We start from the raw sequence: 14563 nt of genomic DNA on the forward strand, positions 1-14563 counted from the left end.
CTCCTTAACTGTTTTTATTTTGATAATTTTGAAAAAACTTTTCTCTGTCTTTCTCCAACAAGTCTACTTTGGTTGCTTGTTGATACGTAGCTAATTTCTCTTTGTAGCGTGTGTTGATATAGGCATTTTTGCCAAATTGTGGTGCTTCTTCAAACTGTAAAAGTTGCCCTCCTTCCTTATTAAAAATATAAAAGTATTGGTTTTCGTGGTATCCTTTCACCACGGTACCAACAGCTTTTTCACTAAGAATCTCCCCAACAGACAACGAATAAATATCCTCTTTTTGGATTTCTGCACTCTTCAATTGATACGATTCAATAACAAGATTAGGTAATTTATTTTGCCACTCCAATAACGTCTCCTCATAAGATAGATTCGGAGAGATTGCTTCGGCTATTTTTTCTAATTCTGCTTGCTTACCTGAAAAAGTTGGAATTTCAATTGCTTCAACAAAGTAATCGGTCTTTTTATATTTATCATCCAATTGCTCAAAGGCCTGCCGCAATTCTTTTTGCGTTGGCTTTTCTTTCTCCATTAATTTCTCTTTTATTTGGTCCTGTAATTGTTGATCTTTTGCATCTAAAAATTGCCAGAGCGTTAAACTGCTCTTTTGGTCTTGCCATTCTTTTTTTTCTTGCCCAAATGTTTGTGAGTGGGCTATTTCTAACTCCGTTGCCAGCTGTTTAATCATTTTATGTTGTACTAAATCCTCCGTTGCAACCTTCAGTAGTTCCTGAGTGGGTGATTTTCCGTTATACGTTTTGCGCCAGAAATTTTTCCCAAACGAAGTTAAATTATTCTGATCAGAGAATTGCTTCGCTACACGATTCATATTTTTATCGCCATAAACAATTAATTCTTCGACTTGGATTGCTTCGTTATTAATCATACTTTGCTGGCTGGTAGTAAAAATAACGAGCACAAAAATAGCACCTATCAAAAAGCTACTTAAAATAATTATTTTTTTCTTCATTCGTTCGCTCCCTCCACTTTAATAAACAAGGCAAGAACAAAATAAGCAATCCCACCTTCATTCATTTTCCTGAAAATCGAGATTACTTATTATGTAAAAATTATTTATTCTTTTTTTGCTTTTCATGCAATTTCCCAGTATTTAAATAAATAATCCCTAGGAACAGGACAGGGGTTACAACAAACCCAAACTGTGGCTTCAAAAACATCATTGCAAACATTGAGAATAGTAAAAAAACATTTAGACAGCTGACATACCATTTCCGCAGTCCATAGTAAATTGAAATCCGAAACACATCTTTAAAAGAAGCTTGCGGGTTTCGTACTTGAAAATACCAAGCATTCAGCATAATAGCTAACCCAAAAATTAGCAGAAGGACCATCAATGGAATAAACCATTTACCAATCGTTGTTTTGGCAAAAAAGAATATATCTGTCACACTGATGATGCTACTTCCTAAGCCAAGCAAGCTGATAAGAAAGCCTCTTAACCCAAACTGACGAAACTTTTGGAAAAAAGTTTTAAACGGATCCAGCTCCTTTTCTTCTTTAAAAGTATCGATTAAGCCTAAAAGTGCAATCATCCCTGCCCCCATCGGCAGCAACGTTACTACAAAAAGCGGGAGGTTTCGTGGATCAATGTCTAAGCTAATCACCGCTATGAAAAAAGGAATGTTCACTAAGAGAAGCCCTAGATTACCGATAAATAAAATGTAAAGCCAGCGAAAAATTTTCATATAGATATTATTATCAAAGGTTTGCTTAGTAAACATTCAAACTTCCTCCTAATTCTTCATTCCAGATGTAGCAATACCTTCAACAAAGTATTTTTGCATTGCTAAAAAGACAATCCCTACTGGTAAAATAGAAACCACTGATGCGGCCATGATTAAGGCATATTCAGCATCAAATAAACCGACGAACATTTTCAAACCTAACTGAATTGTTTTATTCTCAGTAGAAGATAAATAAATGAAAGGTCCCATATAGTCATTCCATGTATTCACAAAAGTAATAATCGTGAGACTGGCTAAAGCTGGTTTGGTTAATGGTAAAATAATTTTCCAATAAATTCCCCACTCACTTAACCCATCAATCCGCGCGCTTTCACATAGTGAATCTGGAATACTGCTGTAATATTGTTTCAGTAAAAAGACCCCAAATGCATTAAATGCTTGTAATAAAACAAGTGACCATAACGTGTCAGTCAAACCTAATTGACGCATCATAATAAATTGTGGAATCATATACGATTGCCAAGGAATAGCAATTGTTGCGATGTACGTAATAAAAAGTGTATCTCTTCCTCTAAAATTCATTTTTGAAAAGCCATATGCTGCAAAACTTGAAGTAAATAGTTGAATAATCGTAATCACAATACTTAAAAATAACGTATTTTTAAAGAAAGTTAACAATGGAATGCGTTCCCAAATAACGGAATAGTTTTCTGGATGCCAACTTTTAGGAATCCATTGAATTGGAATGGTGAAAACTTCATTGTTTGTTTTAAATGATGCTGAAACCATCCAAATGAAAGGAACCAAAGTAATTAACGCAAGTAAAGTTAAGAGAATAATTACAAGGATCCCACCAGGTGTGACTTTTTCTGCTTTTTTCGTTTTTGCTTTTCGAGTATTTTCTTTTTTTGAAAAAGTTGCTTCCATCTTTTCTCCTCCTAAACTTTCTCTTGATGTTGATTCCATTTAAATTGAGCCACAGTAATCGCTAGAACGATGATGAATAAGACCATCGCAATGGCTGATGCATAACCAAAATTAAATTTGACAAAGGCTTCATTGTAAATTTCGTAAACTAACACATTCGTTGCACGTCCTGGTCCACCACCAGTCATAACTTGAACTAAGTCAAACACTTTGAAACAGTTAATTACAAGCATGATAGTCACGAAAAAGGTCGTTGGTCGTAGTGAAGGTAAGGTAACATTTAAAAATTGATTCCATTTACCCGCGCCATCCATTGACGCTGCTTCATATAATTCTCTTGGCACACTTTGTAAACCAGCTAAATACAAAATCATATAATACCCCATAAAGCGCCACACACTAACGATGATAATTGCTGGTAAAGCCCAAGTAGAACTAGATGTCCAGCCAGGAGGATTTTCAATAAATAATTTCAAAAATTGATTAATTGGTCCCATCGTTGGATGAAATAGCATATTCCAAACGACCGCAATCGCAACTAATGACGTTACATAAGGAAAGAAAAAAGCCGTTCTAAAAAATTTCATCCCTCTAATTTTACGATTCAACAAAATCGCTAGTCCTAATGAGCAAATCAATGTTAACGGAACAACACCAATCGTATAGATAAACGTTTGTTTTAACGAAATCCAAAACGTATCATCATGAATCATTTTGGTGAAATTTTTCATTCCGACAAATTCAGGGGTTGAAAAAGAATCCCAACTCATAAAAGCTAAAATCAGTGAACAGATAACCGGGATTAAAGTGAAGAGGAAAAAGCCAATAAAGTTTGGTGCGATAAAAGATAACGCAGTCCACGTATTTTTTCGTCTCAATTTATTTGCTGTTTTTGTTTTTGAAGTAATTTCCATAATTGTATTCTGTTAAGTGAACTTAACAGGTCCTCCTTCCAAACTCAAGCTACATTCTTTATTTAAAAAAATAAGCTGAAATTCATTGTAGGTTACTCATTTCAGCTTATTTTTTTCATCAATCTTTTGTGTTTTTGCAGGAAATAATAGTTAGTCTATCTCTGCTTTGACACGTTTTTCCATGTTAGCAATACCATCTTTTGGTTTTTCGTCGCCGACCATAATTAAATCATGTTCTTCTTGTAATACTTTATCAATTGCGGCACCGTTTTTATCAGATGGGAATTCTAAATTAATTGTATCTGGGTTAAAGGCTTTTTGTGAGACTTCATCTGAAGGCATTCCTTTTCTTGCAAAGTAGATTTTGTCAATTTCATCTGTTTTATAAGAAGGAACCACTCCTACTTCTGCTAAAAGTTTTGCACCTTCTTTACCTGAAGCAAAGTCTAAGAATTTTTGAGCAGCTTTTTGTTTTTTACTGTTTTTATTAATTGCAAAACTTGTCGGTGAGCCAAAGGTAGTTGCTTTGCCTTTTTCTTGTTGTGGTATTTCGGCAATCCCCCATTCGACATTTGTTTTGCCATCATCAATGTTGGTTAATAAAGTCCCCATGTACCAGCTACCCATGTACATCATCGCCGCTTTTGAATTTTCAAATTGTGATTGATACGTTACTTTTGTTGATTTTGCTGTTCCAAAATCCATTTGTGATTGATCTTTTTGCATTCTCAATGCGCGATCATAGTAAGTTTCCATATAATTGTATTTCGGTTCAATCAAATTGGCATTATTTTGAGCAGCAGCAATCGCTTGAACGGTTGAGCGCCAAGTATGTTGATAGGCACCATATACTTGTTCTTCTGGTTTAGATAATTTTTTCGCTAACGCTTCATATTCGTCCCAAGTTAAGTTATCGGGATAGGCAATTCCGGCTTCATCAAACATTTTTTTATTGTAATACAATACCCAGAAATCTGTACGGTAAGGCTGAGCATAGGTTTTACCATCGATTTCATACATCTCGTAACTTGCTTTGGCAGGTGCGATATCTAAATCTTTAACGTGATCGGTTAAATCCACCAATTGATTGCGTAGCGCGTAATTAGAATATGAAAGTAAGTTTTTCATGGTTAAAATATCCGTCGTATCTCCTGATGAAAGCATCGTTGTTACTTTTGTGTCATAATCATCTGAAGCAATGTCCACCGGTTCAATAGTGATATCAGGATTTTCCGCTTCAAAAGCTCTGAATAATTTCTCAAATTCTGGGGTCGTGTCATAATTCCAAGTAGTTACTGTTAATTTTGTTTTGCCATCTTCACTCTTTTCAGTTGCTTTCTTTTCACTTGAACCACCACATGCTGTTAAAGTTACTGCCGCCACTGCTAACAACGCTGCCGCTGTTAAGCCTTTTTTCCAAAATTTCATTTGTACTACCTCCGCTATTTATTATTTTTTAGGAGTTTTCCTCCATGAATTACCAAAAAGAATACCAGCTTTTCGCTAAACGAGTTAGCGCTTCCAAATAAAAGTAGTCGCCCCAAATCATGCATTCATCGACTCCTGTATTTGTTTTTTTATCATAGACACCATGAAGCAATAGGCCGTTCGACTCTGGTCGTAAAACCGTTGTATACTTTTCCGCTAATGCTTGTAATAGTTCTAGCGCAACCTTTTCATAATAGCCATGTTTTTCATCATTTAATGGAAGCTGACGAGATAATTCTAGTAAGCCACATGCAGCAATTGCAGCAGATGAGCTATCACGTTCTTCTTCACTCCCTTCATTGAAAATTAAATCCCAGTAACAGATTTTGTCCTCTGGTAATTCTTGAATAAAGTAATCAGCAACATTTTTTGCTGTTTCCAGAAAACTACTATCTCCTGTATATAAATAACTTAACGTAAAGCCGTAAATTCCCCAGGCTTGGCCGCGAGCCCAACAAGAATCATCTGAGTATCCTTGCTGCGTCTTACCGTATAAAGCTTCGCCTGTTTCCGTATCAAAATAATACGTATGGAACGTAGTGTGATTTTCTCGCACAATATATTTTTGTGTTTGTTTCGCATGATTGTAGGCAGCTTCATAATACTCTTGCTTGCCAGTCATTTTTGCTGCAAAGTATAATAATGGTAAGTTCATTAAACAATCAATAATCATTCTACCTCGTTGCTCTGGATCGTCTAAATTCCCCCAAGCTTGAATAATCTTGGCTTTTGGTGAATAACGTTTCATTAATAAGTCCGCAGCTTGCAAGGCCATTTCTTTTGAGGCCTCATGACCATTGACCTGATAATCGGCAATGGCTGTTAAAATATACAAAAAGCCTATATCATGTGTTTCCAGCTCAATTTGTTCATCCAAGCGATGTTGAAAAGAAGCCATCTGTGTGGTAATCACTTCATCGAACTCTGTTGAATTTGTTAATTCCTTTGCTAAAAATAACATTCCTGGCCAAAAGCTGGCCGTCCAGTCAATATTTTCTTCAGGATAATAAATTTGATTTAAACTTGCCGCGGGTGGAACTAATTCTTTAAATGTCTCTAAATTTCCTCGAACTTTGTTTAAAGCAAAACTGATTTGCTTCGGCAACCACTCAATCTGTCCATTTTCTGTCATTGTGTATTTCTCCCCCTAATTCCCCAAAATTACAACTTTTTCTTCAACTAAAAGCTGATTTTCTTTTAACCTAACTTTAACTGGCTCAATTTGTTCATTCGGTAGTACGCCTGTCACCAATGAAATTAAAAGATGTTTCCCTTTCGACAAGTTTGTTTTCAAATATGGCAACTCCGTTAACGGATAAAGTAAATTTGTATTCGGTTCTGTTCGAATAATCGCAGCTTCAGAAAAGCCGTTGATATTTTCTACTTTTGACACACCTTTTGCATTTTTTACCTCAGCCATTTGATCAGAAACACAAGTGACCTTTTCATCGAAGAGCGGGATTGAGAAGCCACCTTCATAAGCCACTAATGCACGTTGTGTCTCAATTTCGTGGATCCGTAAATGTTGGCCTTCTAATGGTACAATTGTCGTTTTGATTGCTACATCGGACCAAGGATGCCATTGATGAATGATACGATCATCAAGAATTTCGTACTGATCATCTAATCCTTTCGTGCGGAAATAGTGGTCGTCTTCAGCTAAAGCCAAGCAATTATCATAAGCACCTTCGTAATACCAATAATCACTCTTTATAGTACTAAAACCAAAATGGGAAGAATAAACAAATTTACCATATTTATCATGCGCATGAGCTTGATAATTAATAAATTGTCCCGCTGGAAACATTAAACCATGTGTCCCTGCATCATTTACTTGATAGTAGTTCCGACTTTCTGGTGAAGGTAAGTGTTTTTCTGGAAAGCTAATAGGCTGTGTTTCTGCTTGCCAATAAGGATGATCTTTTGGAACCGCTAACAAAATGAATGTTTTAAAGGCCCAATAAGGTGAACCAGGACCATTATAGCCTTCGGCAAAGACCATATTTTGATAATCATAACCTACCGACAATAATCCATCTGTTGTAAAAATATCTTTGTTCATCCATTGATGAAGATGTCGGCTGATTAGACCTTTAATCTCACCCCACGGCAATGCTTCAACATCTGCAAAAACTAAAGCACTAAAAAATGACACTTGAGCAAAACGATACGTTAAGCTACGTCCAAAGGGAATCGCTTCTCCTGGCTGAGTAAACCAATATTTAAACTCTTGCGCGAACAAAGTTGCTCGTTCCTTCATAATAGCCACTCTTGCGGTATCTTCCGGGGCAAAACGACAATACAATAAACTATAATAATGAATAGCGAAAGAAACATAATAATCAACTTGTGTCTCGACTCCGTCATAATACCAACCATTACCGACATAAAAACGATCAATTACAGCCAAATCAACAGCGATCTGTTCTTTTGAATACGGCATTTCACAATGTTTCATCGCTAAATTCAGCAACACTCTAAAGAAATGCCAATTATTTGGCGGAATAATGTTTTCATTGGCTTGTATCAGCCAACTGTGTAAATTGTTTTGCTGTTCTTTTGTTAATTGGTCCCACGTTTTTTCTTTGTTTAACAAAAGAAATGTACTTAATGCTGCCATCTCAACAATCAATTGATCATAATCTTTTGTTTTTCCCCAATAAGATGAACTCTCAGGATCGGTTCCTTCGATAATTCCCGTTAGAAAGTCATTCAAATACTCACTTTCATTTTGCGTTACATAAGGACCTAGTCCCCATAATGGTCGTAAAAATGCCTCCGCATCACGTGTCCCTTTAGAATAAACCGTTCCGTGTGTCCCTAAATCCAGATGACCTTGATACTCTCGATCAAAAAACAATTCCAGTGGCGCTAATAAATCTTCAAATCCTTCTGCAACTTCTTCGTATGTTTCAAAAGGATTCTGTCTAATTCGTGGCTGAATCATGATTCTCCTCACTTTCAATTAATGTCCCTTTCAAAAAGCCGTAATATTCTCCGTAAACTGTCACTTCGTCACCAATCTTCAATTTTTTCTTTTGCTCATTAAAAACTTGATATTTACTAGAACCACTTTTCAAAATAAAACGATCACCTTTTTTTATTAAACTGGAACGACTGTCACTCTCAACAATCTCCCCTTTCAAAGAAATATATTCATTTAAACGAACGTCACCATTTTGTAATTCTGTTTCTGAATAAGACTGTGCCGTTTCCTTTAGATTTTGAAGAGATTCTTCATCAAATTCTTTTTCACCGGATTTACAACCTGTTAAAGCAAGTAAAATTAGTAAAAAAAGTGAAAATCTTTTCACTAAACCACCTTCTCCATCGAATTAAAGCGCTTTCTTTGACTTTATAGTATATTTTTTTAGTCAAAAAATCAATAGTTTTTGCTAAAAAAAAGTAAAAAAAGCTTTTTCTTGCTTTTTTTTACTAAAAAGAAATATACTATATGCTATAATAGTACTTGAGAAGGAGGCATTTAGAATGGCAACTATTACAGATATCGCAAAAGTCGCGAATGTTTCAATTTCAACTGTATCGCGAGTTCTGAACTATGATCCAAACTTATCCGTTACAGAGGAAACCAAGCGAAAAATTTTTGAAGCAGCAGAAACCCTGAATTATACGAAATATAAAACTAAAAATAAAAACAAACAGCAGGAGCAACTGACACCTAACCTTTCCGTACAAACAGCTCCGCAAGAGCCTTCGATTGCCGTCGTTCAGTGGCGTTCAGATGACGAAGAACTAACGGATATTTACTATATGTCGATTCGTTTAGGCGCTGAAAAACGGGCCGAAGAGTTAGGTTACAATATTCTAAAAGTTTCTCAATTGGAACAACATAACCTTCAAGGGATTGATGGCATTTTGGCAATTGGCAAATTCACTCAAAAGACGTTACAAGAGTTGCAGCAACTGCATCCCAATCTTTGTGTAATTGGCAGTAATTTCCCATTGGAAGAATTTGATTCTGTAAATACTGATTTTTATCAAGCAACCGAGATTGCCTTAACCCATCTTTTGGAATTGGGCCACGAAAAAATTGCCTTTATTGGTGCCGAAGAAAGCGAAAATATGTATGGTTTCCGTCGCTATAAAACACCGACAACCAATGCTTATCTTGACATTATGCAGCATTATCACTTGTTTAACGAAGATTATTTTATCTTAAAAGAAAATGGCATGTTGGATGTCAAAACAGGGGAACAATTGACAGAAGAAGCGTTAGAGAAATGGGGAAATGATTTACCTACTGCGATTCTTGCTTATAATGACGCCTTTGCAATCGGTGTGATACATACGTTAGCCGCACACGGTATAAAGGTTCCTGAAGAAATTAGTGTCATGGGGATCAATGATATCTCTATTTCTCAATATGTCTCACCGCCGCTATCCTCTGTCCATGCCTTTACTGAAGAAATGGGCGAGACAGGCATTAATTTATTGCACAAACGAATTCAAATGCCTAGCATTCCTCGTAGAGTCCTGTTAAACACAGAATTGGTTGTCCGCCAATCGACAACTAGCCCACGCCAGAAATAAAAAATAAGGACCGCTCCTATAAAGGAACCGTCCTTATTTTTTATTTGTTTTGACCAAATAATTCAATTTGTGTTAATGCTGGAAATGGTGATGGTTCATCTGCTTGAATTAACTCTGTTAGTATCACCCACTCCGCTGCCCGTTTCGCAAAGGTAAAGCTCTGGCGTTGCTCAGTCTTAACAGTTTTAAAAACTTCATGTGTACCGTCGGAAAATTTTAAAGTCACTTGTTGCCAATAATTATCATGAGGAAAGTCCGCTCGTAATGTTAAGATCACTTTATCCAACAAGACTTCACGCCCAAATTCAATTTTTAATGCGGCATCTAATTGCTGATTAATCCCCCATGATTGATAAGGATACGGCCCATGATAAAGATTAGCGAAGGTACCGTCAATCGCATTGCAAGCAAAAAAAGTGGCATCATTTCGCGTTTCCACGTTGGCAGATGCATGAGGATACGCACCAGTAAAATGTTGTAAATCATGCGGATTTAACGCCCAATTACGATAACTCTTAATTTCTTCTTTAGTGGCAATACGCACACTTATATAAGGTTTCTTGGTTTCAAAACGATACGCTGCTCGCGCTTCGATAGCGTTTTCATTTTTTATGATTGGAAACGTCCATTTTTGTTCTGGAACATAAATTAAACTGCTATCAAGCGTAGCATCTAACTTCACCATTAAATAAGTATTGGGCGTATCTAAACAAACTTGAATCACATCGCCGTCTTGTAATTGACAATCCCGAGCAGCTAAACAAACAAAATCTTTTCCTGTAATAGTTAACTCTTTCAAAGAATCTGAATCATCTATCTTAGCTTTTCTAACTTCTTGTTCTTGATTTAAAATCGATAATGAAATACACGTCATATGCTTCCCTCCTAGTTTTACCTTTATTATATATTATTTTAGTAAATTAATCTATTTTTTACTAAAATAATAACTCTAGCTTTATTTCTATAAAAGCATTTGGTACTCACTATGAAACATAAGATTTTGACTCTGCTCTTTTTGAACACAATAAAAAAGCAAGACATCAACCAAAGTTGACTGATGTCCCACTCTCTAAATCTTACTTTTCGATACTTGCGAGTATCTTCTCTGTGTTCATATAACGAAAATCTTCTTGATCGATAAAAACAACCTGCCCCTGACAACCTTCTAAATATTTTTCCACTTTTTCTTTGACACGAGCGACTTGTGGGGTCAACATTAACACATCATACTCTTTATAACCAAGTTTTTCCTCAATCCGACAAACAGGCGCATAATCTAAATCATAAGATAACTCTTTTTCCCTAATTGCTTCAAGTAATTTTGAAACTAACAGCGATGCACTAATTCCTGTCTCACAAATAATCAATATGTTTTTGCTCATAAACTTCTCCTCATTCATGAAATATTTTTATCTAGCAAATCCGATTGGTGAAAATGCTGCATAGGTTAGGATAACCACGACAACTAATATACTTGCGACAAGTTTTGTATGTTTCCAAGGTTCAATATTTACTTTCGTATCAAAAGAATTTAAAACAAATTCGCCATCTGGTTTTATTTTAGAAACTACTATTAAAATAAGAATGTCTAAGAAGAAGAGCAGGCTTAAGACATATAAAAAATGGATATCTTTCAAAAATACTTTTGATAGCGCATACAAAATAATGTGGATAGCAATTGTCATTTTTGCTCCAAAAGCAGTTGCTTTTTTGGAATAAAACGCAAAAAGTATAATCACTAACAATGGCATATTGTATAATCCATTAAACTCTTGAACAAATTGATACAATCCAGCTGGTGCAAAAGAAATAAACGGTGCAACGATAATTGAAATAATCCCTACAATAACTGTAACTGTTTTTCCCGCACGAGCAATTTGTTTGTCATCTGCTTTCTTATTGATAATTGGTTTGTAAAAATCTAGCGAAAACAGAGTCGAGGTTGCATTTAAAGCCCCCGCAAAGGAAGATAAAATTGCCCCAAAAATAACTGCAGCAAAAATGCCGAAAAGCATTTTTGGTAAAACTTCAGTTACTAAATATGGATATGCGTTATCAGGATTGGACATCAACGCATCCCCAAAAAGATTTCTTGCAACAATTCCTGGAAATACTAAGAATAATGCGCCAAACACTTTGAAAATCCCCACTAAAAAAGCCCCTTTTTGTGCTTCTGCTAAATTTTTTCCTGAAAGTGCTTTTTGAACAATCATCTGATTGGTACACCAGAAATACAAATTATTAAACAACATCCCTGTAAATAATGTTGGCCATGGTACAACAGCAGAATCAATTGCACCTACAGAGTTCAGTAACCATGGTGTGTTTTCAACAACCTGTTCAATCCCACCAATAAAACTGCCATCACCCAGTTTCATTAAACCTAGTATTGGAACCAACAAACCACAAACCAATAAACCAACGCCATAAATCGAATCGCTATTGGCACTTAAAGATAGGCCGCCAATCAGCAGATAAAGAATCCCAACAATACCAATCACCATCGCCACAAGAATGATTGCGACAATAGGTTCGACACCCAACAGCTCATCAATATGAAAAATCTTATTGAATACTAGTGACCCAGAATAAAGAACTACTGGTAAAAAAGAAATCATATAGGTAACAATAAACAAGATTGAAATAATTCGTTTTGTAACTGTATCATAACGAATTTCAATGAAATCTGAAACCGTATTAATACCGTATTTAAAATATTTTGGTAAAAAAATGACTGCCAATGCGACAATTGCAATTGCAGCAGTTACTTCCCAAGCCATAACTTCCATTCCTGCATGATAGCTTTGACCGTTTTGTCCAACAATTTGCTCTGTGGATAGGTTGGTCATAATAATTGTCCCAGCAATCGGTAAGGCTGTTAAGCTTCGGCCACCCATGAAGAAACCTTCTGATCCAGAAGTATCTACACTTCTGGATCGAGAATAGGCAAAAATCCATACGCAGATGACAATTACTAGGAAACTGATTATTGAAAATAGATTCATTGTCTAGCTCCTTCTCGATTAGATTAAAGATCGGCGACCTTTCGGATATAGTTTCGTGCTTTGACGGCATATTCAAACGGATTGGCTTTGGCAGGATCTTGTTCCGCTTCAACTACAATCCAACCTCTATAGCCACTCTCTTCGATTGCTGACCAAATTGGTTTGAAATCAATCATACCATCCCCAGGGACTGTAAAGACGCCTTTTTTCACGGCCTTTAAGAAGCTATCTTCTTCTGTTCTGACTTCCTCTGCCATTTGTTGGCGAATATCTTTGAAGTGAATGTGTTTAATCCGGTCTTGATAGCGCTGATAGATTGCGATTGGATCTTCTCCTGAGAAGACAAGATGGCCAGTGTCAAACAATAATTTAACTTTTGTCGGATCCGTCATTTTCATTAATCGATCGATTTCTTCAGTCGTTTGGACTCCTGTCCCCATATGGTGATGGTAAACAATCTCCATACCTTTTTCATGTGCCAAGTCTCCTAGTTTTTCTAATCCTTCAGCTAGTTTTTGCCACTCTTCATCAGAAAAAATTGGTTTCTCATTAAAAACAGGAGCCGTCATAATTCCTTGTATGCTGTGTCCTTGTTCAGCCACAACAATAACCTTAGCATCCATTGCATGTAAGAAATCTCGATGTTTTTTGAAGTCTTCCGCGGTTTCTTCGAAAGGTTTTGTTGTTAAAAATGTACTAAACCAGGCACTCGCTACTTTTAGTCCCCGAATATCTAAATATTGTTTTAAAACCTGTGGATCTTTTGGATACTTGTTGCCAATCTCCGTACCTTTGAATCCAGCTAGCGCCATCTCACTAACGCATTGTTCAAACGTATTTTCGCTTCCTAGCTCTGGCATATCATCATTTGTCCATGCAATCGGCGCAATAGCTAGTTGAATTTGTTTCGCCATTATGTCACTCTCCTACTTCATTTATAGTTGTACCAAACGATTCGTATCAAATGATTCTTGACAAGCTAATGCAATTTTTGTTGATTGTAGACCATCTTCTGCATTAACTGCTGGTTGACGTTTTTCTTGAATACAGGAAATAAATTCTTGTGCTTCTCGAATGAACGCTTCTCTAAATCTTTCTGGAAAGTTTTGAGAGCAAGGTCGCACAATCCCTTGATTATTCATAACAGTCACTAAATTTTTTTCAGGTACTTGCGCTACTCGTAACATCCCTTTGGTGCCCATGATTTCTGTTTCGACATGGTAACCATGTGTAGCATTTCTTCCAGCAACTAGTAAAGCCATTGTTTTATCTTTAAGACTCATCATAGCTGCTCCGGTTTCCAATTCACCGACTTGATCTAATTCTGGATATGCAGCATTTTTACCAATTGCCCAAACTTGTTCTACCTCTTGACCAGTAAACCAACGAACCAAATCAATATCGTGAATCGCCATATCTAGAAATAAACCGCCACTATCATTGTTCATTGCAAACTTAACGAAGCTTTCCAGTCCATCACTCGGATCAATTCCATAACAACGGATTAACGTGACTTCCCCAATTTCCCCGTCTTCTACCATTTTTTTCGCATACTGATAAGATTCATCGTAACGGCGCATGAAACCTAACATAAATACTTGCTCGGGATATTTTTCAATAACCTCTTGTGTTTTTTTTATGTCCTCAATTTCAATTCCCAATGGTTTTTCAGTAAATACGTGTTTCCCATTTTCCATAGCTAAACGGACTTGTTCACAGTGGAATCCTGAAGGTGAAACAATAAAAACGGCATCAATTACAGCGCTTTGAACCATTTCTTCATAACTAGAAAACGTATACTTAACACCTAACTCCTTCTGTGCAAATGCTAATTCTGATTCAACTAAACTACAGGCGGCCGTAAGCTCACAGCCACTAACAGCAGAAGATAAATTTTTTGCGTGTACCTTGCCTAATCTACCTAGTCCTACGATTCCTACTCTAATATTTTCCACAAAACCCCTCCTTT

Annotated in this window: 14 protein-coding genes; 1 reads left to right on the forward strand and 13 read right to left on the reverse strand. The window is 36.3% G+C overall.

Annotated features, from left to right (window positions below; all coding sequences use genetic code 11):
• Positions 1–4 precede the first annotated feature (4 nt).
• The 8 genes from IGL37_RS09170 to IGL37_RS09205 all read right to left on the reverse strand — a co-directional run bounded on the left by IGL37_RS09170 (position 5) and on the right by IGL37_RS09205 (position 8352).
• On the reverse strand, positions 5–973 hold the full coding sequence (locus IGL37_RS09170; protein ID WP_002362893.1) for a hypothetical protein: 969 nt from the start codon (positions 971–973) through the stop codon (positions 5–7).
• Between the two features lie 100 nt (positions 974–1073).
• Positions 1074–1745: a hypothetical protein gene (locus tag IGL37_RS09175; protein WP_002389950.1), complete on the reverse strand. Its 672-nt coding sequence runs from the start codon at positions 1743–1745 to the stop codon at positions 1074–1076.
• Positions 1746–1757: 12 nt separating this feature from the next.
• A complete protein-coding gene (locus IGL37_RS09180; RefSeq protein WP_002383582.1) occupies positions 1758–2675 on the reverse strand; it encodes a carbohydrate ABC transporter permease in 918 nt (305 codons plus the stop codon).
• The gene (locus IGL37_RS09185; protein WP_002356840.1) at positions 2648–3550 is read right to left on the reverse strand and encodes a carbohydrate ABC transporter permease; all 903 of its coding nucleotides are present in this window, start codon (positions 3548–3550) and stop codon (positions 2648–2650) included. The genes IGL37_RS09180 and IGL37_RS09185 overlap by 28 nt, the downstream gene beginning before the upstream one ends.
• A 150-nt stretch (positions 3551–3700) precedes the next feature.
• Positions 3701–4978, reverse strand: coding sequence for an ABC transporter substrate-binding protein (locus tag IGL37_RS09190; RefSeq protein ID WP_002356838.1), 1278 nt, complete (start codon positions 4976–4978; stop codon positions 3701–3703).
• A gap of 49 nt (positions 4979–5027) precedes the next feature.
• Positions 5028–6170, reverse strand: a complete 1143-nt coding sequence (locus IGL37_RS09195) for a glycoside hydrolase family 88 protein (RefSeq protein ID WP_002356837.1) — start codon at positions 6168–6170, stop codon at positions 5028–5030.
• A 15-nt stretch (positions 6171–6185) separates the two neighbouring features.
• Complete coding sequence (locus IGL37_RS09200; RefSeq protein ID WP_033917878.1) at positions 6186–7985, reverse strand: DUF2264 domain-containing protein; 1800 nt, start codon at positions 7983–7985, stop codon at positions 6186–6188.
• A complete protein-coding gene (locus IGL37_RS09205) occupies positions 7966–8352 on the reverse strand; it encodes a hypothetical protein (RefSeq protein ID WP_002356835.1) in 387 nt (128 codons plus the stop codon). Before IGL37_RS09205 ends, IGL37_RS09200 begins: the two co-directional genes overlap by 20 nt.
• Before the next feature lie 175 nt (positions 8353–8527).
• On the opposite strand from IGL37_RS09205, the gene IGL37_RS09210 reads away from it, so the two are divergent.
• On the forward strand, positions 8528–9589 hold the full coding sequence (locus tag IGL37_RS09210; protein ID WP_002356832.1) for a LacI family DNA-binding transcriptional regulator: 1062 nt from the start codon (positions 8528–8530) through the stop codon (positions 9587–9589).
• A gap of 40 nt (positions 9590–9629) precedes the next feature.
• Here the strand turns inward: IGL37_RS09210 and IGL37_RS09215 are convergent, their stop codons facing one another.
• The 5 genes from IGL37_RS09215 to iolG form a co-directional block, all read right to left on the reverse strand.
• Complete coding sequence (locus IGL37_RS09215; protein WP_002369000.1) at positions 9630–10463, reverse strand: hypothetical protein; 834 nt, start codon at positions 10461–10463, stop codon at positions 9630–9632.
• Between the two features lie 202 nt (positions 10464–10665).
• Complete coding sequence (locus IGL37_RS09220) at positions 10666–10989, reverse strand: PTS sugar transporter subunit IIB (protein WP_002356829.1); 324 nt, start codon at positions 10987–10989, stop codon at positions 10666–10668.
• Positions 10990–10998: 9 nt separating this feature from the next.
• Positions 10999–12594: a solute:sodium symporter family transporter gene (locus IGL37_RS09225; protein ID WP_002364405.1), complete on the reverse strand. Its 1596-nt coding sequence runs from the start codon at positions 12592–12594 to the stop codon at positions 10999–11001.
• 23 nt (positions 12595–12617) lie between these two features.
• A complete protein-coding gene (iolE, locus tag IGL37_RS09230) occupies positions 12618–13508 on the reverse strand; it encodes a myo-inosose-2 dehydratase (protein ID WP_002356826.1) in 891 nt (296 codons plus the stop codon).
• A gap of 21 nt (positions 13509–13529) precedes the next feature.
• Entirely contained in the window at positions 13530–14549 is a 1020-nt protein-coding gene (gene iolG / locus IGL37_RS09235) for an inositol 2-dehydrogenase (protein ID WP_002372119.1), read from the reverse strand.
• Positions 14550–14563 lie beyond the last annotated feature (14 nt).

The sequence above is a fragment of the Enterococcus sp. AZ119 genome (genome assembly GCF_050546175.1).
Lineage (GTDB): Bacteria > Bacillota > Bacilli > Lactobacillales > Enterococcaceae > Enterococcus > Enterococcus faecalis.

Bases quoted from the DNA above. Each gene is read 5' to 3' on its own strand.
- IGL37_RS09225 (WP_002364405.1), bottom strand. From the start codon at position 12,594: ATGAATCTATTTTCAATAATCAGTTTCCTAGTAATTGTCATCTGCGTA.
- IGL37_RS09215 (WP_002369000.1), bottom strand. From the start codon at position 10,463: ATGACGTGTATTTCATTATCGATTTTAAATCAAGAACAAGAAGTTAGA.
- IGL37_RS09180 (WP_002383582.1), bottom strand. From the start codon at position 2,675: ATGGAATCAACATCAAGAGAAAGTTTAGGAGGAGAAAAGATGGAAGCA.
- IGL37_RS09220 (WP_002356829.1), bottom strand. From the start codon at position 10,989: ATGAATGAGGAGAAGTTTATGAGCAAAAACATATTGATTATTTGTGAG.
- IGL37_RS09210 (WP_002356832.1), top strand. From the start codon at position 8,528: ATGGCAACTATTACAGATATCGCAAAAGTCGCGAATGTTTCAATTTCA.
- IGL37_RS09170 (WP_002362893.1), bottom strand. From the start codon at position 973: ATGAAGAAAAAAATAATTATTTTAAGTAGCTTTTTGATAGGTGCTATT.
- IGL37_RS09190 (WP_002356838.1), bottom strand. From the start codon at position 4,978: ATGAAATTTTGGAAAAAAGGCTTAACAGCGGCAGCGTTGTTAGCAGTG.
- IGL37_RS09200 (WP_033917878.1), bottom strand. From the start codon at position 7,985: ATGATTCAGCCACGAATTAGACAGAATCCTTTTGAAACATACGAAGAA.
- IGL37_RS09195 (WP_002356837.1), bottom strand. From the start codon at position 6,170: ATGACAGAAAATGGACAGATTGAGTGGTTGCCGAAGCAAATCAGTTTT.
- iolE (WP_002356826.1), bottom strand. From the start codon at position 13,508: ATGGCGAAACAAATTCAACTAGCTATTGCGCCGATTGCATGGACAAAT.
- IGL37_RS09185 (WP_002356840.1), bottom strand. From the start codon at position 3,550: ATGGAAATTACTTCAAAAACAAAAACAGCAAATAAATTGAGACGAAAA.
- IGL37_RS09175 (WP_002389950.1), bottom strand. From the start codon at position 1,745: ATGTTTACTAAGCAAACCTTTGATAATAATATCTATATGAAAATTTTT.